The following is an 18,418-nucleotide window of genomic DNA, read 5'->3' as shown; positions in this document are numbered from 1 at the left end:
GGTGTCCACGCCCGGAGGTGGCAGGGACGACGGCTGGAGTCTCCTGGCTCCCGGCTCGACGCCCGTCCCCGACCTTCCCGCTCCCGGGGGAGCAGTGGCCGAGCGTGGGGACGGGCTCCCCGGTCACAGTGGCGGGACCGCGCCGGATTCTCACCGGGCTTCCTCCGCTGCCGTCGCGTGTGGCTGCGTCATCAGACCACGAGCGGCCCGGCCGGCGACAGACCCCCCGCCGCCCGATGGCGACCTAAGACCTCGTTGACTTCCTAACGCCGTTAGGAAAACAATGCGCCTGTGACCGGGGCAGCACCGCCGGACCGCCGACAGCGGCGGCGGCAGGAGACGATCGAGGAGGTCGTCGCCGTCGCCGTCGAGGTGATGACCGAGCACGGTGTCGCCGGGCTGACCCTCGGTGAGGTGGCCCGTCGCATGGGCATCCGCTCGCCCTCCCTCTACGGGTACTTCGACGGCAAGCACGCGCTGTACGACGCCCTCTTCGAACGCGGCTGGCGTGCGCTCGCCGACGTGCTGCGGCTCGCGGGCGCGACGCGCGAGGACGCCGACCCGCTCGCCGCCCTGCGCACCGGAACCACCGCCCTGGTGCGCTGGGCCGTCGAGCACCCCGCCCACTCCGCGCTCATGTTCTGGCGGCCGGTGCCCGGCTTCACGCCCTCGCCGCGGGCGTACGAGCCGGCCGTCGCGCTGGACGCGGAGTCCCGCGCGCTGCTGGCCCGGTTGCGGGACGCCGGGCACCTGGCGCCGGACGTCGACCTCGACCGCGCCTACCGCGCCTGGACGGCGCTGGTCGGCGGGGTCATCTCCCAGCAGCTGTCCAACGCTCCCGGGGAGCCGTTCGAGACCGGCGCCTTCACCACCGTCCTGCCCGACGTCATGGACATGTGGCTCGGCCACCACCAGAGGAACCCATCCACCCGCTGATCCGAGGAGGTCCGACGTGACCGCTCCCTCTCCTGCCCCTGCCCGTCCTCGCCCGCGGTCCGCCGCCCTGGACCGGGACACCGCCTACCGGCTCGCCGCCACGGAGTACGAGCGCATCGTCGCCCTCCTCCGGCAGCTGGACGCCGACGACTGGAGCCGGCCCACCGACTGCCCGGGCTGGGACGTGCGGGCCATGGCCGCGCACGTGCTCGGGATGGCGGAGATGGCCGCCTCGGTGCGGGAGATGGCCCGTCAGCAGCGGCTCGCCGGCAAGGCCGGGGGCGGCATCGACGCGCTGACCGACGTGCAGGTGCGGGAGCACGCCGACCTCGACGGCCCGGCAGTCGTCGCCGCGCTCGAGGTCACGGCGCCGCGTGCGCTGCGGGGGCGGCGCCGGCTGTCCCGGGTGGCGGGGCGGGTCAAGCTGCGCGAGGAGCAGGTCAACGGCACGGTCCGCGAGTTCTGGCGGATCGGTTTCCTGCTCGACGTCGTCCTGACCCGCGACGTCTGGATGCACCGGGTCGACGTCAGCCGCGCGACCGGCCGTGAGCCCGAGCTCACGCCCGAGCACGACGGGGTGCTGGTCGCCGACGTCGTCGCCGAGTGGGCCGGGCGGCACGGCCGGCCGTACCGGCTCACCCTCACCGGCCCGGCCGGCGGCCAGTGGTCGGCGGGGACGGACGGCGAGCAGCTGGAGCTCGACGCCGTCGAGTTCTGCCGGGTCCTCTCGGGCCGGGGCAGCGGAGCCGGCCTCCTGGGCCAGCAGGTGCCCTTCTGATCCAGCCCCTGCCGGTCGACGGGGCGACAGGCCCCGGCCGCGTCGCCGAGCAGCGCCGTCCATCAGTGCTTGTCACTGGCAAGTTGTCAGTGGCAAGCTGCTGGTGTGACCCGGCCAGACGGCGACCTCCGCGCGGTGCTGCTGCGCTCCGCGGCCGAGGTGGCGGCCCGCTCCGGCGTCGCCGAGGTCTCGATCCGGGCGCTCGCCCGCTCGGCGGGTGTGTCCCACGCCGCGCACCGGCACCACTTCGCCTCACGGACCGGTCTGCTGACGGCGCTGGCCGCCGAGGGCCACCGGATGCTCGCCAGTGCCCTCGAGGACGCGGCCGCCTCCGACTTCCGCGAGGTCGGCGTGGCCTACGTGCGCTTCGCCCGCGACCACCCCGGTCACTTCGCGGTGATGTTCGCCCCCGACGTCCTCGACCCGGACGACGGCGAGCTCTCCGCTGCCCGGGCCCGGACCTTCGCGGTGCTCCAGCGCGGGGTCGACGCGCTGACCGTCGACGGTCGGGTCGACGACGCGCGGGCCGCGGTCGTGGCCGCGTGGTCGCTGGTCCACGGGTTCGCCGGGCTGGCGGCGACCGGGAACCTCGCCGGAGCCGGTCTCGCCCCCGACGGCGGTGGTGAGGCGCTGCTCGAGCTCGCCCGGCGTGCGGCCGGGATGCTGTTCGGTTCACCGGGAAGGAAGGCCGGCCATGGATGACCCCCTGCTCGGTGTCCACGTCCTCGCGGGGACCGCCGGGCTGCTCCTCGGGCCCGTGTGGCTCGCGGCCCGTCGCGCGGGTGCTCGGGGCGTTGCCGCGGCGGCCGGCTACCAGGTCGCCGTCGTGGTCGCGGCCGTCACCGGCGGGGTGCTCGCGGCGACGTCGCCGGGTCTGCTCTGGCTGCTGCCGGTCGCCGTGCTCACGGAGGTGCTCGCCGTGGCGGGCGCGCTCGCCCGCCGGCGGGCGTGGCACCACTGGGCCACGCTCCAGCCGCATCTGCTCGGCGGCTCCTACATCGCCCTCGTGACCGCCCTCCTGGTCGCCGAGACGGCCAACCCGGTGTTCTGGGTGCTGCCTGCCGTCGTCGGGCAGGTGCCCATCGCGGTCGCCAAGCGCCGGCTGCACGCCGGCGGCCTCGCGCCCGCCTGATCCGCTGCGGCACGCGACCCCGACCGCGGCCCGGCCGGCGCAGCCCGGCGCCCGTGCGCCGGCCGCGGTCGGGAGGGCTGCCTAGGATCGGCGCCCGTGCCAGCCCCCGAGGTCCCCGCCGAGCGCCCGATCGTGGTCGTGGGCATCGGCGCGGACGGTTGGGACGGGTTGTCGCCGACGGCCCGGCGGGCCATCGAGACGGCCGAGGTGCTGCGTGGCAGCGCGCGCCAGCTGGCTCTGGTACCACCGTCGGTGGCCGCGGAGCGGGTGCCCTGGCCCTCGCCGATGGGGCCGGCGATCCGCGCCCTGCCCACGGCGCACCCCGGCCGGCGGGTAGTCGTGCTGGCCAGCGGCGACCCGATGTTCTCCGGGATCGGCACCTCGCTGGCGCGGGTCCTCGGGGCCGACGCGGTCGACGTCGTCCCGCACCCGTCGTCGGTGACGCTGGCGTGCGCGCGGCTGGGCTGGGCGGTGGAGGAGACGACGGTGGTGACGGTCGTCGGCCGGCCGGTGGAGCTGCTGGCCCCGCACGTGACGCCGGGCCGGCGGCTGCTGGTGCTCGGATCCGACACGTCGTCCCCGGCGGCGGTCGCGGACCGTCTCGTGGCCTGGGGGTACGGCGCCAGCCGGGTCATCGCGCTGGCCCAGCTGGGCGGGCCGGGCGAGCGGCGGTTCACCGGCACCGCCGCGGGGTGGCCGCACGCCGAGACCGACCCGCTGGTGGTGACCGCCGTGGAGGTCGTCGCCGACCCGGGCACCGTGCCGCTGCCCACCGTTCCGGGCCTGCCCGACGACGCCTACGAGCACGACGGCCAGCTGACCAAGCGCGACGCGCGGGCGGTGACCCTGGCCCGGCTGGCCCCGCTGCCGGGCCAGCTGCTCTGGGACGTCGGGGCCGGTGCCGGCTCGATCGGCATCGAGTGGATGCGGACGCACCCGTCCTGCCGCGCGGTCGCGGTCGAGTCGCGCGCGGAGCGGGCCGAGCGGATCGCGCGCAACGCCGGGCGGCTCGGCGTCCCCGACCTGCGGGTGGTGGAGGGCCGCGCCCCCGAGGCGCTGGCGGGCCTGCCAGCCCCCGACGCCGTCTTCGTCGGGGGCGGCGCGACGGTCCCCGGCGTGCTCGACGCCTGCTGGGCCGCGCTGCCGCCGGGTGGGAGGCTGGTGGTCAACGCCGTCACGCTGGAGAGCGAGGCGGTGCTGGCCGACCGGTACGCGCGGCACGGTGGCGAGCTGGTGCGCCTCGCCGTCGCCACCGCCGCACCCGTGGGCGGCTTCACCGGCTGGAAGGCGGCCATGCCCGTGACGATCTGGTCGGGAGTCAAGCCATGACGGTGCACTTCATCGGCGCGGGGCCCGGCGCCGCCGACCTGGTCACGGTCCGGGCCGCCCGGCTCATAGCCACGGCGCCGGTGTGCCTGTACGCCGGGGCGCTGGTGCCCCGCGAGTTACTGGACACCGCGCCGCCGGGCGCCCGGCTGGTGGACACCGCGAACCTCGACCTCGACCAGATCACCGCCGAGCTGGTCGCGGCCCACGAGGCCGGGCTCGACGTCGCCCGGCTGCACAGCGGCGACCCGTCGGTCTACAGCGCGATGGCCGAGCAGATGCGGCGCCTCGACGCGGCCGGCGTGCCCTACGACGTCGTCCCGGGCGTGCCCGCCTTCGCCGCGGCGGCCGCCTCGCTCAAGCGGGAGCTGACCGTCCCCGGCGTCGGGCAGACGGTGATCCTCACCCGCACGTCTGCCCGGTCCACGCCGATGCCGGCGGGGGAGGACCTGGCCACCCTCGGCGCCTCGCGCGCCACGCTGGTGCTGCACCTCGCGGTGCAGCGGATCGCCGAGCTGGTGCCCGAGCTCCTGCCCTCCTACGGCCCGGACTGCCCGGTCGCCGTCGTCGCCCGCGCCAGCCGGGACGACGAGCTGGTCCTGCGCGGGACCCTGGCCGACATCGCGGCGCAGGTCGCCGACGCCGGGGTGAAGCGGACGGCGGTGGTGATCGTCGGCTCGGTGCTGACCGCCGGGGAGTTCCCCGACAGCCACCTCTACTCGACGAGCCGATGCCGATGAAGGACCCTGCTGCCCCCCACCGCTCGCGAGCTCGCGGCGAGCCCCTGCAGCAGGGCCGTCCAACCGGACGAGGCTTAGCTCCGGCCGACCACGGTGCCCGCGCGGTCGATGACGATCACGTCGACCGCCACGGGGGCGCCGCGCAGCACGCCGAGCGCGGTCTCCCGCGCCGCGGCGGCCACCAGATCGCCCAGCGGGAGGCCGGCCGCCCGGCACTGCTGCAGCGCGTCCAGCGCGGTGTTGGCGCCCCGCACCCCGTCGACCAGCTCCGGGGGGCCGCCCGCAGCGCGCACCCGGCCGGCCAGCGACTCGAAGGACACCTGCGAGCGGCCGGAGTGCAGGTCGAGGTGCCCGTCGGCGAGCTTGGCGAGCTTGCCGATGCCGCCGGCGATCGTGAGCCGGCCGATCGGGTGGCGGCGCAGGTACTTGAGCACGGCCCCGGCGAAGTCGCCCATGTCCAGCAGCGCGTCCTCGGGCAGCCCGTACGTCTCGACGGCCACCCGCTCGCTGGTGCTGCCGGTGCAGGCCGCCACGTGCGCGTACCCGGCGGCGCGGGCCACGTCGATGCCCCGGCGGATCGAGTCGATCCACGCCGAGCAGGAGTACGGGACGACGACGCCCGTGGTGCCCAGGATCGACAGCCCGCCCAGGATGCCCAGCCGGGGGTTCCAGGTCCGGCGGGCGAGCTCCGCGCCGTGCTCGACCGACACCTCGACGACGACGTCCCCGGAGCCGCCGTGGCGGGCGGCTACCGCGGCCACGTGCGCGGCGATGAACTGCCGGGGCATCGGGTTGATCGCGGGCTCGCCGACCGCCAGCGGCAGCCCGGGTTTGGTCACCGTGCCCACGCCCTCGCCCGCGCGGAAGGTGACCCCGCTGCCGGGTGCCCCGTGGGTCACCCGCACGGAAACGAGCGCGCCGTGGGTGACGTCGGGGTCGTCTCCGGCGTCCTTGACCACGCCGGCGGTGGCGGCGCCGTCCTCGAGGCGCTCGATGGCCAGCGCGAACGACGGGTGCCGGTCGTGCGGCAGGTCGATCGTGACCGGGTCGGGGAACTCGCCGGTGAGCAGCGCGGTGTAGGCGGCGGTGGCCGCCGCGGTCGCGCAGGCGCCCGTGGTCCAGCCCGAGCGCAGGCCCGTGCCGTCCGTCCGGTCCGCCGTCATCACGTGATCAGCATGCACGGCGGCGCGGCGTGACCGGCCGGGTGCTGGTCCTGGGCGGGACCGGGGAAGCGCGACGGCTGGCCGGAGCGCTGGTGGATGACGGGGTCGACGTCGTCAGCTCCCTGGCCGGGCGCGTCGCCGAGCCCCTGCTGCCGGTGGGTGCGGTGCGGATCGGTGGGTTCGGCGGTGCGGCGGGGCTGGCGGCCTGGCTGCGGGAGGCCCCGACGGCGGCCGTCGTGGACGCCACGCACCCGTTCGCCGCCGGGATGACGGCGGCGGCGGCGGAGGCGGCGGCGGTCGCCGGGGTTCCGTTGCTGCGACTGCAACGACCGGGCTGGTCCGCCGGGCCGGGGGACGACTGGCACTGGGTCGGGTCACTGCAACGAGCGGCGGCAGCGGTGACCGGGTACGACTCGGTGTTCCTCACGACCGGGCGGCAGGGGCTCGCCGCGTTCGCCGACGTCCCGGGGCACTGCCTGGTGCGGTCGGTGGACCCCCCGTCGCCGCCGCTGCCCCGGCGCAGCACGGTGGTGCTCGCCCGCGGGCCGTTCACCGTCGCGGACGAGATCGCGCTGATGCGGGCGCACGCCGTGGAGGTCGTCGTCACCAAGGACAGCGGGGGCGGGATGACCGCCGCCAAGCTGACCGCCGCTCGCGAGCTGGGGGTGCCGGTCGTGCTGGTGCGCCGCCCGCCGCTGCCGCCGGGGGTCGCGGTGGCCGACACCGTGGAGGCGGCCCGGGAATGGGTTCGGTCGCGCACGACCTGATCCGACGTACCGCCGACCCGGCTCAGGCGGGCAGCGACTCCGCGGCGTCCGGCGTCCGGTCGGGTGGGGTCGCCCGGCGGCGCAGCCGCACACCGGCGACCGCGGCCAGCGCCAGGACGACCAGGACGGCGGCGTAGACCTCGGTGACCGGTGCCAGGCCGAACGCCCCGGCGGCGGCCCCGGCGGCCACGGCCGGGACGCTGAAGCTCAGGTAGCCGACGACGAAGACGCTCGACAGGAGTCCGGCGCGCTCGGCCGGTGCCACGCCGGCGCTGGCCGTGGCGACCGCGCCGAGGAAGGCCAGGCCGAAGCCGAGGCCGGAGACGACGGCGGAGCCGAAGAGCACGACGACCTGCCCGGTCAGCAGGGCGGCGATCGTGCCGGTCACCCCGACGGCGAACACGGAGGCGCCCGCGACCATGGCGCGCTCCGGTGCGAGGTCGCGGCCCAGGACGGCGCCGAGCGCCGCGGTGCCCTGCATGGCCAGCACCAGCAGGCTGCCGACCAGGTGGTCCTCGATGCCGAAGACCGAGGCGACCAGCGAGGGGCCGAGGGAGAGGTACAGGCCGCCGAGCGCCCACGCGGCGACGATGGCCGGGAGCGCGGTGAGGAACGCCGGGCGCTGGGGTGCGGGCACGCGCACCGTCGGCCGCAGCGAGCGCAGCGCTCCCGGTGCGCGGGGGGAGGTCTCGGGCAGCAGCGGCACCAGCGCGGCGGCGAGGATCAGCACCCCGGTCAGGACGGCGAAGACCCAGCGCGTGGGCGAGGCGACGTACTCCACGACCAGGCCGGCGCCCACGGCCCCCAGCGACAGCCCGATGCCGGGCCCGGCGCTGTTGACCAGCGGGCCCAGCGGGCGGGCCGGGCGCTGGGTGTCGAGCAGCAGGGCGCCGAGGGTTCCGGTGAGCGCGCCCATCGACAGGCCCTGCAGCACCCGGGCGGTGAGCAGCCAGCCGACGCTGTCGGCGGTCAGGAAGACGGCCATGGAGACCGCCTGCAGCAGCAGCCCGCCGGCCACCACCGGCCGGCGGCCCACGTGGTCGGAGAGGCCACCCACCACGAGGAGGGCGGCCAGCAGGGCGAGGGCGTAGATGCCGAAGACCGTCGTGAGCATGCCGGGCCCGAAGCCGAACTGCTCCTGGTAGACGCGGTACAGCGGCGTGGGCACCCCCGAGGCCGCGAGGACGAGCAGCAGCAGGCCGGCGGTGGTCCAGAACGCGGGGGCTCTGCTGAGCGTCGGGGGTGCCACGACGGTGGGAAAGGGCAACGATCGCGCGGGCATTCCCCGCCCCGGCGTGTCAGCCCGGGTAGCGGCGGGAGGTGTAGACCGCGCCGGAGGCGGTGACGCGGGTCTGCGAGGAGCCGATCAGCACCAGGCAGCGCATGTCCACGGTCGCGGGGTCCAGCGCGCCCAGGGTGGTGACCCGGAGGCTCTCCTCCGGCCCGCCGACGTCCCGCCCCACGACCACCACGGTCTCCGGCGGGCGCACCTCCAGCAGCACCCGCAGCGCTTCGCCGAGCTGGTGCGGGCGGTGCTTCGAGCGCGGGTTGTAGAGGGCGATGACCAGGTCGGCGGCGGCGGCGTGGCGCAGCCGATCGGTGATCACCTCCCAGGGCTTGAGGACGTCGGAGAGCGACAGCACGCAGAAGTCGTGCCCCAGCGGGGCCCCCACCCGGGAGGCGACCGCCTGGGCGGCGGTGAGGCCGGGGACGACCCGCACCGGGACACCGGCGAACTCGGGGCGCTCGGCCACCTCGAGCACGGCGGCGGCCATGGCGAAGACGCCCGGGTCTCCACTGGAGACGACCGCGACCCGCCGCCCCTCCCGGGCCAGCGTCAGCGCGTGCGCGGCACGGTCGGCCTCGACGCGGTTGTCGCTGGGGTGCCGGGTCTGGCGCGGGTTGGCCGCGACCCGGTCGAGGTAGGGGCCGTAGCCGACGAGGTCGTCGGCGGCGGCGAGCGCCTCGGCGGCCTCCGGGGTCGTCCAGCTCCGCGCGCCCGGACCGAGGCCGACGACGACGACCTCTCCGTGCGTGGCCGCCTCGCCGGAGGGCTGGGCCGGCTCCGTGACCTGCGGCGTGAGCGGGCTGGGCAGCAGGGCGAGGGAGAAGTACGGGACGCTCGCCGGGTCGACCTCGGCGAGCGGCAGGCACCGCTGCCGGTCGGTGGTGGCCCGCTCGACGTAGAGCGCCCGGTCGAGCACGCCGGCCCGCTCGAACGCCTCCCGCACCTGCGGGAAGGTGCGGCCGAGCTTCATCACCGCCGCCGAGTCGGTGCCGGCCAGCCGGGCGGCGAGCTCGTCGGCCGGCAGCGTGCCGGGGAGCACCGTGAGCACCTCGTCGCGCTCCACCAGGGGCCGGCCGACCGCGGCGGCCGCGCCGCTCACGCTGGTCACCCCGGGGACGACCTCGGTCGGGTAGCGGTGCGCCAGCCGCTTGTGCATGTGCATGTAGGAGCCGTAGAAGAGCGGGTCGCCCTCGGCGAGGACGACGACGTCGCGGCCGGCGTCCAGGTGGGCGGCCAGCCGCGCAGCGGCGGCCTCGTAGAACTCGTCGATCGCGCCCTGGTAGCCGCCCGGGTGGTCGGTGGTCTCGGTGGTGACCGGGTAGACCAGCAGCTCCTCGATCTGCCCTTCGCGCAGGTAGGGCTCGGCCAGGCCGCGGGCCACCGACCGGCCGTGCCGCGCGGCGTGGAAGGCGACGACGTCGGCGGCGCCGATCAGCCGGGCGGCCTTGACCGTGACGAGCTCGGGGTCGCCGGGGCCCAGCCCCACCCCGTAGAGCCGGCCGGTCGTCTGTCCGCTCATTCGGCGGTGCTCGCGATCGCGTTGATGGCGGCCGCGGTGATCGCGCTGCCGCCGCGCCGGCCCCGGACCACCAGGAACTCCAGGTCGGACTCCGCCAGGGCGTCCTTGGACTCGGCGGCGCCGATGAACCCGACAGGGATGCCGAGCACGGCGGCGGGGCGCGGGGCACCGGCGGCCACCATCTCGAGCAGATGGAACAGCGCGGTGGGGGCGTTGCCGATCACGACGACCGCGCCGTCGAGCCGGTCGCGCCACAGCTCCAGCGCCGCGGCGGTGCGGGTGGTGCCCAGCTCGGCGGCGAGCCCGGGGGTCCGCGGGTCGTTCAGGGTGCAGATGACGTCGTTGTCCTTCGGCAGCCGCCGCCGGGTGATGCCGCTGGCCACCATCTGCGCGTCGCAGAGCACCGGTGCGCCGGCGTTCAGCGCCTCGCGGGCGCGCTGCACGACGTCGGGGGAGTGGGCGATGTCGTCGACGAGGTCCACCTGCCCGCAGGCGTGGATCATCCGCACCGCCACCTGGGCGACGTCGGCGGGCAGGTTCGCGAGGTTCGCCTCGGCGCGGATGGTGGCGAACGAGCGCCGGTAGATCTCGGCGCCGTCCTTCTCGTAGTCGTACATCGGGCAGGAGGCTACGTCCCGCGCTCGGGCCACCTGCTCCGGGGAACGGCGGGCGGTCCCAGCCCACCGCTGTGCTGCGTGCTTGAGCAGGCCGACGAACCCCTCCCAGGACCCGGGGAGGGTTCGTCGTGCGTCGGTGGCTCAGCCGGTGCGCGAGTGTTCGGGTTGGCCGGTGATGCGGGGGAAGATCAGGATCTCGGTGCCGTCGGGCCGGTAGGTGTGCCATCGGCCGGCGGTATCTCGTTCGATGCGGAATCCGTGGTGGACCTTGGTGTGGTGGCGTTCGCACAACAGCCCGGAGTTCTCCAGCGAGGTCTCTCCGCCGTCGGCCCAGTGCACGAGGTGGTGGACGTCGCACCAGTGGGCGGGGGCGTCGCAGCCGGCGAACACGCATCCCCGGTCGCGGTACTCGACCGCGCGGCGCAGGGCCGGCGGGACGACCCGGTGCCGGCGGCCCAGGTCCAGGAGCTCGCCGTCGGGGCCGATGACGATGCGGGAGACGTTGCCGTCACAGGCCAGCCAGCGGGCGCGGGCGGCGGAGATGGTGGCGCCGAGCCCGGTGGTGGCCGCGCCCGGTCCGGTGGCGGGGTCGACCAGGTCGGTGAGGTCGATCCGGACGATGACGTGCGGCTTCACGGTGCGCAGGACCGGCAGGGCGCCGGAGGCGAGCTGGTTGTCGGCCAGCTGGACCAGGGCGTCGGCGGACTGCTGGGCGCGGGTGCGGCTGTCCCCGGCGGGGCGGGAGGCCTGCACGATCGACTCGATCGCGGCCTGGAACTTCTCCCCGCCGACGGCGTCGAGCTCGCCGCGGAACCCGACGCGGCCATCGGCGTGGGTGACGAACACCAGTGACCGGCCCTCGGTGGGATCGGGCTCGGGGCCGTCGGGGTCGAGCCGGGCCAGGTAGTGGTCCACGACCTGGCGGAGTTCGGCGTGCGGGCGACTCGCGGCGACCTCGGCCAGGGTTGCGTCGACCCCGGCGAGGCCCACGTCGTGCGCCTGCGCGGCGGCCACGTTCACCGGTGCGGCGACCGGGGTGATCACCGCGACCGCTTCCGCCGTGATCGCACCCGCGGCGAACGCGGCTCGCACCGCCGGTAGCTCGGGCAGCGCCCGCCCGGAGCGCACCACCCGGGACGCCGCGGCCGACGACAGCCGGGCATGTCCGCGCAGCCAGGAGGCCATCGTCCGCTGCCCGTCGTGCTCGGCGGCGGAGGTGACCTCGCACTCCCGCACGGTGCGGGTGACTTCCGCGGCGAGCCGGTTCTGCGCCACCAGCAGCGGCCGCAGCCGGTCGAGCAGCTGCGGGCCGAACCGGCCGGCCAGGTCCTCGGCCGCCAGGTCGTCCAGCGCGGCCGTCAACCGGTCCAGCGCATCACCCGCAGCGGTCGAACGCATGTACGAATACTAGCCGGGCGGACCGGCCTCGGCAACCCGAAAGTGCAGGTCAAAAGCCTGTCCACAGATTTCAGCACAGCGTGGACAGCGGTCGGTCGTGGTGCTCGGGAGTTCACCGCGGCGGGTGCCCGCTCTCGCATGGCCCGACCCGCCACGTGCGTCCTCCGGCCCGGCTCCGGGCTAGCGTCGCGCCGTGCCCGACTTTCCCCGCTCCGGAGCCGCCCGCCCAGCAGGTGGCCTTGCGCGCGACCGTCGAGTCAGTGCTGCGTGACCACGAGGGCACCGTGTCGTACCGGCACCACGACCGCTTCTGGCAGTCCGGGAACCGGCGGGAGGCCGTCTACGGCTGGGGCACGACGATCGAGCCCAGGACGGCAGGCGAGCCGATCGAGGTGTGGTTCGACGGGCTCGACGAGGACATCGCGGTCGACCAGGTCCGCGGCCGCTGGTGGCGACGCCGGCTGGTCCGGCACGAGTGGCGGGACCTCACCGACCTCGATGACGTCTTGGCCGACGTCGTCCGCGTGCTCCGCGCATTGCTGAGCGACTACCGGTAACAGGGCGCACGCCCCAGCCCCGGGTTCAGCATCGTGGGCTGCTGTCCGTCACCCCTGCCGGAGCGAGCCGGCCTCAGCCGGGGTGGCCGCTGCCCTCGACCCGGTAGCCGGTGCCGGTCGCGACCACGTCCACCACTGCGCCGCCGGGCCGGCCGCAGCGCCGCTCGCACCCGGCCCAGTGCTGCCGCGCCCCGTCCGCCGGGAGGGATCCGGTGATCACGGCAGCGGTCGCGTCCGACCGCACGTCGGCCAGGGACTTCGCGCACCCGGGCAGCCCCGCGCAAGCGGTCACGCGCGTCCACGGGCTCGTGGGGTCGAGCACCAGCCCGGCGTCGGCCAGCGACCTGGCCGCCGACCCGTCGGCCAGGTCGGGCGCGACGACCCCGCGCCACGGGGTGAGCTGCACCTCTGCCGCGACGTCGGCGAGCAGCGACACCTGGGCGGCGGTCAGCCGGCCCAGGGGGACCACCGCGGCGAGGGCCGTGCGGCCGTCGTCCTGCCGCACCGCACCGATCGGGCGGATCCGCGGCTGGGCCGGCACCTCGACCCGCTCCCCGGCCGGGGCGTCCAGCCGGGCCGCCACCCGCGCCGGCCCGTCGGCGAGTTCGGCCAGCCGCCAGGCCGTTCCGCCCTGGGCGGCGCGCTCGTCGAGGAAAGCCCGGGCGGCCGCCAGCGCGAGGTCGACGGCGTCCGCCGGACCGGCGCGCAGGCCGGAGTCGGCGCCGGCGAGGGTCAGCGCGACGGCGTCGGGGGCGAGCGCGAACAGGCCGACGTCCCCGCCGAGCGCGGCGACGTCGCCCCGGCCGTCGTCGAACGTGGCCAGGAACCGTCCCGGCAGCGCGGCGAGCGACGGGTCGGCGCACAGCCCGGCGTCGAAGTCGCGCACCCAGGGCCGGGCGTCGAGCAGACCCCCGGTCCGCCCGCTCAACACGCTGCCCAACAGGTTGCGGGCCGTCTCGTGGCTGTCGCTGGGCAGCAGCCCGGCCGCCGCCAGCCGGCCGCCGAGCTCGCCGGCCGATCCGGGGCGCAGGCCCCGCAGCTGCACGTTGCCGCGACTGGTGAGCTCCAGCGCGCCGTCCCCGAGCTCGACGGCGGCCGCGCCGAGGACGCGCAGCTGGTCGCCCACCAGCAGTCCACCGGGGACCCGCACCCGCGCGAGCTCGCCGTCGGCGGCGGAGTGGGTCTGCAGCGCGCCGGGGCAGGCGTCGGCCCGGTCCCGGAGGGGAGGCGTGGGCAGCCCGGCTGATGACATGGCGCCCGCGAGGCTACGTCCCGGGTCGGCCCGAGCCGTCGGCGGTCAGCTCCAGTCGATGCGCTCGGCCAGCGCGCGCAGCCGCGCCCCGGACGCCGGGTCCACCGACGCCGCCCAGGCCACCCGGCCCAGGACGTGGTCCCGGAACGTGGCGGGGTCGCGGCCGCGGAGCTGGGTGGTCCAGCCGCGGGTGGCGCAGTTGTGCAGCAGCGCGCGCAGCTCGTCCCGCTCGCGGCGGGGCAGCGCCGGGCGCTCGTTGACCACGACGCCCAGCACTGCCTGCCGGCGGGCCGAGCCGGTCGCGCGTGTCTTGGCGGCGTTCACCCGGAAGCCCTCCTCCCGGGCGATCCCACCCACCAGCTGGGCCAGCCGGCCGCGCCCCACCCGGGTGCCGCCGCTGAAGGTCAGGTCGTCGACGTAGCGGGTGTAGGTCGCGCCGAAAGTCGCCGCGAGCGCGGCCAGCCGGCGGTCCAGCCGGTAGCAGACCAGGTTCGCCAGGGCCGGGGACGTGGGCGCACCCGGCGGAAGATGCGGCACGGCGAGCCGCGTCCCCAGCCGCCGGTGCCGCTCCCGGGCCACGGGGTCCTCCGGCGGCGGGATGCGCCGCCACACCGCGGCGGGCACCACGGTGGTGACCAGGCCGGTCACCGCGTGCGCGACCGGCTCGGGGAGGCCGGCCTGGCCCAGCAGCAGCCCGTGCACCCGGGGCGCGGGGACGCTCGCGAAGAAGTGCTCCAGGTCCATCCGCAGGACGACGGCGGCGCCGGCGTGCGGGGCGGCCGCCGTCCGCACCGACCGGCCGGGCACGCAGCCGTGCGCGGCACCGTGCACCGGGACCGGGTCGAGCACGTGCCGCAGGAGCCGCCGCTGGATCTCCTTCAGCCGGGGCTTCGGTGCGGCGAGCAGCCGGACCCCGGTCGGCCGGTCCACCGCCCGCCAGCGGTAGTGGCGCAGGGGCTCGGGCGCCGTGCGCTCGACGGTGCGGGCGTCGGCGAACCAGGCCAGCTCGCCCTGGTCGAGGTCGAGCAGCCGGGCCAGGGCGCTCAGGTCGGGCAGCTCCACCGTGGGCAGCCGGGGCCGGACGACGGCGGTCGGCACCGGCTCCCAGTGCACCACCCGCGGCGGCACCTCGGCCGCCTGACCGCGCGCCCAGCCCCCCGTCGTGCGGAGGAAGGCGGCCAGTTCCCGCGGGCGGTCGGCCGGTGGGTGCCAGTAGGCCCCCAGCACCTCACCGACCAGCGTGCCCACCCAGCGGGGGGCGCGCCGGTACCCGAGCGCGACGGCGACCCGGCGCACCATTTGCGGGCGCCGCCACCGCCCGGCGAGCAGCGCGGTGGCGATGCCGTTCGCGGTGACCTCGGCGCGCCGGGTGGCCGTCACCGGCGGGGCCGCCGAGCGCGACGGCGGGGAGGGCAGCCGCTCCGTGACGGAGGCGCCGGGACGTGCGCGGAGCGCGCCGTCCGGCGGGTGACGCATCGCCCTGCTCTGCTGCGAGACCCCGGGGTTGCCCCGGAGGGACCGGCTCCTCGCCGGTCGTCCTGCCCTCCCGGCCGCACCCGGCCACGGTAGGGGGCCGATCCGGCCCTGACCAGTCCGGGCGGCGGATCCGCGCTGGTCGGGCGATCACGCGGGGTCGCGGTACGCCTCGGGGAGGCGGCGGCGCCGCAGGTCCACCCGACGCGCGGCGAGCAACCGGCCGTCCGCGGCCCGTGCCTCCACGAGGGGCGGCACGCCGTCCCAGACGACCACGAGGTGCCCGTGCCGCGGCACCCTGATCTCCCGCGGACCGACGACGACCCGGTCGACCTCCGCGCTCGCCCTGAGCACGGCGTAGCTGACGTACCGGGCACCCCAGGGCAGCAGCCGCCCGGCGTTCCGGAGCGACGAGCCACCGCCGCGCCAGAGGAGGTGACCGCCCAGGGCCGCGGCGGCGGGGCGGTCGGCCAGGTCGTCGTCCTCGAACCCGCCGCCCCCGCCGCCCCCGAGCAGCGACCACTGGGCCCCGCGCCGCACGAGCACCCAGGCCTCCTGCACCGCGCAGCCGACGCTGCGGCGGGCGAAGAGGGTGCAGGCGACGTCCCCGTCGACGTCGACGGCCAGCGGGGCGAACCGCCGGCGTCGGCTGATCCGCGGCGGGGAGTCCGGCACACCGCGCTCGAGGAGCGCGATGCTCTCCGTCAGCGCGTCGTAGGCCACCGCGGCAGGCTAGGGCGGCCGACCGGGCGCGTCAGCCCGATATCCGTGCCGCGCCGGTCAGCGCCTCGAGGGTCTCCCGGGACAGGAACGCGAGCCGGGCGCGCTTCTCCGGCAGGTCCACCTCCGGCCCCAGCTCGAACCCTGTCCGGCGGACGCGATCCAAGGCCAGCTCGTTGCCGGCGTCCGGCTCCACGACGACGCGGCGCACGGCCGGGTTCGCCAGCAGCACCGCCGCGAGGGCGGCCACGAACCGGGCGGTGAAGCCCGCCTCCCTGCTGCGGGCCGGGGCCAGCAGCAGGTGGACGCCGAGGTCGCCGTCCTGCACGGGGTAGGTCTCGGCGACCGGGTCCGCGGCCGGCTCGTAGGTCTGCAGCAGCGCGACGGGGGCGTCGTCGACCGACACCAGGTAGGCGTGGTGGGTGGGCAGCGAGTCCACGAATGCGTAGACGTCCCGCACCTGGTCCTCGGTGTGGTCGGTCATCCCCCAGAAGCGGGCCCGCTCCTCGCGCACCCAGGAGTGCACCAGGGGGGCGTCGCGGTCAGGGTCGAGCCGGCGCACCCCGAGGGTGCGGCCGTCTCCGAACGGGCTGGTTCCTTCGACGAGGCGGGCGTCGGTCACGAGATCTCCTCCAGGCCGGCGGGGGTGGCGGTGCGGGGAACGGGGACGAGGTCGCCGCGCAGCCAGAGCTCCGTCTGGTCCTCCGCGTGCGGGCCGGGCACCCCGTCGGCGCCCAGCGGGACGACCCAGCGGCTGGCGTCGCGGTCGGCGAGGTCCCAGACGTAGCGGGCGACGGGGCCGCGCAGGCAGACGTCGGTGAGCCCGGGGAGGCTCGTCGTGGCCAGGACGCAGTCGGTGTCGCCGGCCAGCGGCGCGCCGTCGGCGGGCCGGGCGACGACGTCCTCCCAGGGGGTGCCGTCGAGGGAGTGCACGGTGCGCAGTCGGTGCGTCGCCCCCCATGTCGCGGCGGTGCTCCCCGCCGCGTCGGCCAGCGCGTCCCGGGCCAGCGCGTCGACGTCGACGCCGTGCTGGGGGAGCACGCGGAGCAGCCGCTCCAGCGCCGTCCCGATCCGCTCGACCGGGGACACCCAGGGCGCCAGCACCTCGGGGACGCCGGCCGGGTGGTGCAGGGGCGCGAGCAGCGGCAGGTCGGCGACGCGCCGGACCAGGGCCGCGCGCCACGCGCCGAACGCCGCCGCCCCGCGGCTGCTCGCGTCCATCCGGCCGTCCCACCCGACGATCTCCGCGTGCAGCCGGGCGGCCGGGGTGCGGGCCTCCGGGAGCCGGAGGTCGCGGAGCAGCCGCAGCGGGCCGGAGGCGGGGGCGGCGGTGTCCAGCAGCAGCGCCGCCAGGTCGTCGGCGGTCAGGCCGGTGCGGTCGCCGAGGAGCGCGCGCAGCCGGGCGGCCCGGTGACCCGGTGCGAACACCGAGCCGTACGGGGCGACGTCGGGGCGCTGGTCGTTGGCCGTCACCGCCACGCCGTCCCACGGGGGTCCGTCGGTGACCCGGAGCCCGGCCGGGGCCGGGCAGGTCCCGCGCCAGGCGTGCGCCCGCTCCCAGGCCGGCACCGGGTACCAGCGGTTCGCGGCCGCCCGGTCCGGGACCCGGCCCGCGACGAGCTGGCGGACGTCGCCGGAGCTGTCGGCGACCAGGACGCTGTTCACCGGCTCCACCCACGAGGTGAGCGCCGCCTCGACGTCGGCCGCGGTGCGGGCGCGCAGCAGCAGCGGCAGGGCATCGAAGCCGAGCGCGGCGTCGACCCGGCTCGGGGCGCGCAGGCTCAGCGCCTCGGGCTCGCCCGGCTCCTCCGCCGTCCACGACGGGACGACGACCGGCCCCCGCGCAGTCTCGACGGTCTCCACCGTCACCGGTTCGCCGTCGCGGACATCGAGGCGGACCGTCGCGGCGTCGGCCGGCTCCCAGCCGTCCGGCCCGAGGGCCAGCACGCGGTCGCCGTCCCGGCGCAGCCGCTCGCGGTAGAGGTCCTGGGAGTCGGCCATCGCGTTGGTCACCGCCCAGGCCACCGTGCCGGTGTGCCCGAAGTGCGCGACCCCGGGGACGCCGGGGAAGGCCAGCCCGACCACGTCGACGCCGTCGTCGGCCGCTCCCTCGACGAGGAGGTGCACCTGTTGGTAGATCCCGGGCCGCTCCAGCAGGCGGTGCGGATCGCCGGCGACCAGCGGCAGCCCGGACGCCGTCCGCGCGCCGGTCACCGCCACCGCGTTGCTGCCGTCCGGCGGGCCCAGGCCCAGCGCGACGGCGAGCTCCCGACCGAGCCCCGGCCCGAAGGAACGCAGCAGGTGCCCCCGCCACACCGTCGTGCCCAGCGAACCGAACAGGACGTGGTGCACCAGGAAGATGCCCAGCGGGGTCCACGGCCGCCAGCCGCCGCGCCCGCCGTGCTGTTCCCCACCCGCCCAGCCCAGGGCCCGCAGCTCCGGCGAGCGCGCGGCGCCCTCGGCCAGGCCGGCGCGCACCCCGTCGACGTAGGCCCCGACCCACCGCCGGGTGCCCGGGTCGAGGGCGTCGTGGCAGCGACGGGCGGTGTCGTCCAGCCGGGCGCGGGCCGCGAAGGTGTCCCAGTCCAACCCGGCCGCGCCCAGGTGCGCGGCGAGGGTCGCCTCGCTGCGCCACCGCTCGACCTCCAGCTGCCAGGCCCGGTCGACGGCGGTGGCGTACCCCTGGGCCCGGGCGAGGTCGTCGAGCGACCCCGCCCGGATGGTGGGCACGCCCCACCGGTCGCGGGCCACC

General features: G+C 76.9%; 18 protein-coding genes and 1 riboswitch. Of the genes, 8 read left to right on the top strand and 10 right to left on the bottom strand.

What is annotated here, in order from left to right; genetic code table 11:
- Positions 1-37: 37 nt before the first annotated feature.
- A riboswitch (cobalamin riboswitch) is annotated at positions 38-164 on the bottom strand.
- A gap of 127 nt (positions 165-291) precedes the next feature.
- The 6 genes from ACI79K_RS18130 to cobM all read left to right on the top strand — a co-directional run bounded on the left by ACI79K_RS18130 (position 292) and on the right by cobM (position 4,912).
- Positions 292-936, top strand: a complete 645-nt coding sequence (locus ACI79K_RS18130; protein ID WP_456600405.1) for a TetR/AcrR family transcriptional regulator — start codon at positions 292-294, stop codon at positions 934-936.
- A gap of 16 nt (positions 937-952) precedes the next feature.
- Positions 953-1,714 (top strand): maleylpyruvate isomerase family mycothiol-dependent enzyme, encoded by a 762-nt coding sequence (locus ACI79K_RS18125; RefSeq protein WP_456600404.1) that lies wholly within the window; start codon positions 953-955, stop codon positions 1,712-1,714.
- Between the two features lie 105 nt (positions 1,715-1,819).
- A complete protein-coding gene (locus ACI79K_RS18120) occupies positions 1,820-2,416 on the top strand; it encodes a TetR/AcrR family transcriptional regulator (RefSeq protein WP_456600403.1) in 597 nt (198 codons plus the stop codon).
- Entirely contained in the window at positions 2,409-2,846 is a 438-nt protein-coding gene (locus ACI79K_RS18115) for a hypothetical protein (RefSeq protein ID WP_456589699.1), read from the top strand. Before ACI79K_RS18120 ends, ACI79K_RS18115 begins: the two co-directional genes overlap by 8 nt.
- Positions 2,847-2,942: 96 nt before the next feature.
- Positions 2,943-4,175, top strand: a complete 1,233-nt coding sequence (cbiE, locus tag ACI79K_RS18110) for a precorrin-6y C5,15-methyltransferase (decarboxylating) subunit CbiE (RefSeq protein ID WP_456589698.1) — start codon at positions 2,943-2,945, stop codon at positions 4,173-4,175.
- Positions 4,172-4,912: a precorrin-4 C(11)-methyltransferase gene (gene cobM, locus ACI79K_RS18105; protein WP_456589697.1), complete on the top strand. Its 741-nt coding sequence runs from the start codon at positions 4,172-4,174 to the stop codon at positions 4,910-4,912. The genes cbiE and cobM overlap by 4 nt, the downstream gene beginning before the upstream one ends.
- A 74-nt stretch (positions 4,913-4,986) precedes the next feature.
- Here cobM and ACI79K_RS18100 read toward each other — a convergent pair whose 3' ends face one another.
- The gene (locus ACI79K_RS18100) at positions 4,987-6,075 is read right to left on the bottom strand and encodes a cobalt-precorrin-5B (C(1))-methyltransferase (protein WP_456600413.1); all 1,089 of its coding nucleotides are present in this window, start codon (positions 6,073-6,075) and stop codon (positions 4,987-4,989) included.
- Between the two features lie 29 nt (positions 6,076-6,104).
- Here ACI79K_RS18100 and ACI79K_RS18095 point away from each other — a divergent pair, with 29 nt between their 5' ends.
- Positions 6,105-6,842: a cobalt-precorrin-6A reductase gene (locus ACI79K_RS18095; protein WP_456600402.1), complete on the top strand. Its 738-nt coding sequence runs from the start codon at positions 6,105-6,107 to the stop codon at positions 6,840-6,842.
- A gap of 22 nt (positions 6,843-6,864) precedes the next feature.
- Here the strand turns inward: ACI79K_RS18095 and ACI79K_RS18090 are convergent, their stop codons facing one another.
- The 4 genes from ACI79K_RS18090 to ACI79K_RS18075 all read right to left on the bottom strand — a co-directional run bounded on the left by ACI79K_RS18090 (position 6,865) and on the right by ACI79K_RS18075 (position 11,637).
- The gene (locus ACI79K_RS18090) at positions 6,865-8,091 is read right to left on the bottom strand and encodes an MFS transporter (RefSeq protein ID WP_456589694.1); all 1,227 of its coding nucleotides are present in this window, start codon (positions 8,089-8,091) and stop codon (positions 6,865-6,867) included.
- A 49-nt stretch (positions 8,092-8,140) separates the two neighbouring features.
- On the bottom strand, positions 8,141-9,649 hold the full coding sequence (locus ACI79K_RS18085) for a precorrin-2 C(20)-methyltransferase (RefSeq protein ID WP_456600401.1): 1,509 nt from the start codon (positions 9,647-9,649) through the stop codon (positions 8,141-8,143).
- Positions 9,646-10,266, bottom strand: coding sequence for a precorrin-8X methylmutase (locus tag ACI79K_RS18080; RefSeq protein WP_456600400.1), 621 nt, complete (start codon positions 10,264-10,266; stop codon positions 9,646-9,648). Before ACI79K_RS18080 ends, ACI79K_RS18085 begins: the two co-directional genes overlap by 4 nt.
- A 141-nt stretch (positions 10,267-10,407) precedes the next feature.
- On the bottom strand, positions 10,408-11,637 hold the full coding sequence (locus ACI79K_RS18075) for a DUF222 domain-containing protein (protein ID WP_456600412.1): 1,230 nt from the start codon (positions 11,635-11,637) through the stop codon (positions 10,408-10,410).
- A gap of 266 nt (positions 11,638-11,903) precedes the next feature.
- On the opposite strand from ACI79K_RS18075, the gene ACI79K_RS18070 reads away from it, so the two are divergent.
- Complete coding sequence (locus ACI79K_RS18070; RefSeq protein WP_456600399.1) at positions 11,904-12,221, top strand: hypothetical protein; 318 nt, start codon at positions 11,904-11,906, stop codon at positions 12,219-12,221.
- 73 nt (positions 12,222-12,294) lie between these two features.
- Here the strand turns inward: ACI79K_RS18070 and ACI79K_RS18065 are convergent, their stop codons facing one another.
- The 5 genes from ACI79K_RS18065 to ACI79K_RS18045 all read right to left on the bottom strand — a co-directional run bounded on the left by ACI79K_RS18065 (position 12,295) and on the right by ACI79K_RS18045 (position 18,417).
- The gene (locus ACI79K_RS18065) at positions 12,295-13,473 is read right to left on the bottom strand and encodes a precorrin-3B synthase (RefSeq protein WP_456600398.1); all 1,179 of its coding nucleotides are present in this window, start codon (positions 13,471-13,473) and stop codon (positions 12,295-12,297) included.
- A 45-nt stretch (positions 13,474-13,518) separates the two neighbouring features.
- On the bottom strand, positions 13,519-14,949 hold the full coding sequence (locus ACI79K_RS18060) for a reverse transcriptase family protein (RefSeq protein ID WP_456600397.1): 1,431 nt from the start codon (positions 14,947-14,949) through the stop codon (positions 13,519-13,521).
- Positions 14,950-15,096: 147 nt separating this feature from the next.
- The gene (locus ACI79K_RS18055) at positions 15,097-15,669 is read right to left on the bottom strand and encodes a hypothetical protein (RefSeq protein WP_456589688.1); all 573 of its coding nucleotides are present in this window, start codon (positions 15,667-15,669) and stop codon (positions 15,097-15,099) included.
- Positions 15,670-15,700: 31 nt separating this feature from the next.
- Positions 15,701-16,288, bottom strand: coding sequence for a GNAT family N-acetyltransferase (locus ACI79K_RS18050; RefSeq protein WP_456589687.1), 588 nt, complete (start codon positions 16,286-16,288; stop codon positions 15,701-15,703).
- Positions 16,285-18,417, bottom strand: a complete 2,133-nt coding sequence (locus tag ACI79K_RS18045; RefSeq protein ID WP_456600396.1) for a penicillin acylase family protein — start codon at positions 18,415-18,417, stop codon at positions 16,285-16,287. The genes ACI79K_RS18050 and ACI79K_RS18045 overlap by 4 nt, the downstream gene beginning before the upstream one ends.
- Position 18,418 lies beyond the last annotated feature (1 nt).

The sequence above is a fragment of the Blastococcus sp. SYSU DS0616 genome (assembly GCF_054051015.1).
Note: the sequence above shows the minus strand (reverse complement) of the source record. Positions and strands in the feature narration are given on the sequence as shown.

What these genes read in the sequence shown, in the direction of transcription:
- ACI79K_RS18065 (WP_456600398.1), bottom strand. Translation starts at nt 13,473, where the DNA reads ATGTCATCAGCCGGGCTGCCCACGCCTCCCCTCCGGGACCGGGCCGAC.
- ACI79K_RS18060 (WP_456600397.1), bottom strand. Translation starts at nt 14,949, where the DNA reads ATGCGTCACCCGCCGGACGGCGCGCTCCGCGCACGTCCCGGCGCCTCC.
- ACI79K_RS18085 (WP_456600401.1), bottom strand. Translation starts at nt 9,649, where the DNA reads ATGAGCGGACAGACGACCGGCCGGCTCTACGGGGTGGGGCTGGGCCCC.
- ACI79K_RS18100 (WP_456600413.1), bottom strand. Translation starts at nt 6,075, where the DNA reads ATGACGGCGGACCGGACGGACGGCACGGGCCTGCGCTCGGGCTGGACC.
- cobM (WP_456589697.1), top strand. Translation starts at nt 4,172, where the DNA reads ATGACGGTGCACTTCATCGGCGCGGGGCCCGGCGCCGCCGACCTGGTC.
- ACI79K_RS18080 (WP_456600400.1), bottom strand. Translation starts at nt 10,266, where the DNA reads ATGTACGACTACGAGAAGGACGGCGCCGAGATCTACCGGCGCTCGTTC.
- ACI79K_RS18115 (WP_456589699.1), top strand. Translation starts at nt 2,409, where the DNA reads ATGGATGACCCCCTGCTCGGTGTCCACGTCCTCGCGGGGACCGCCGGG.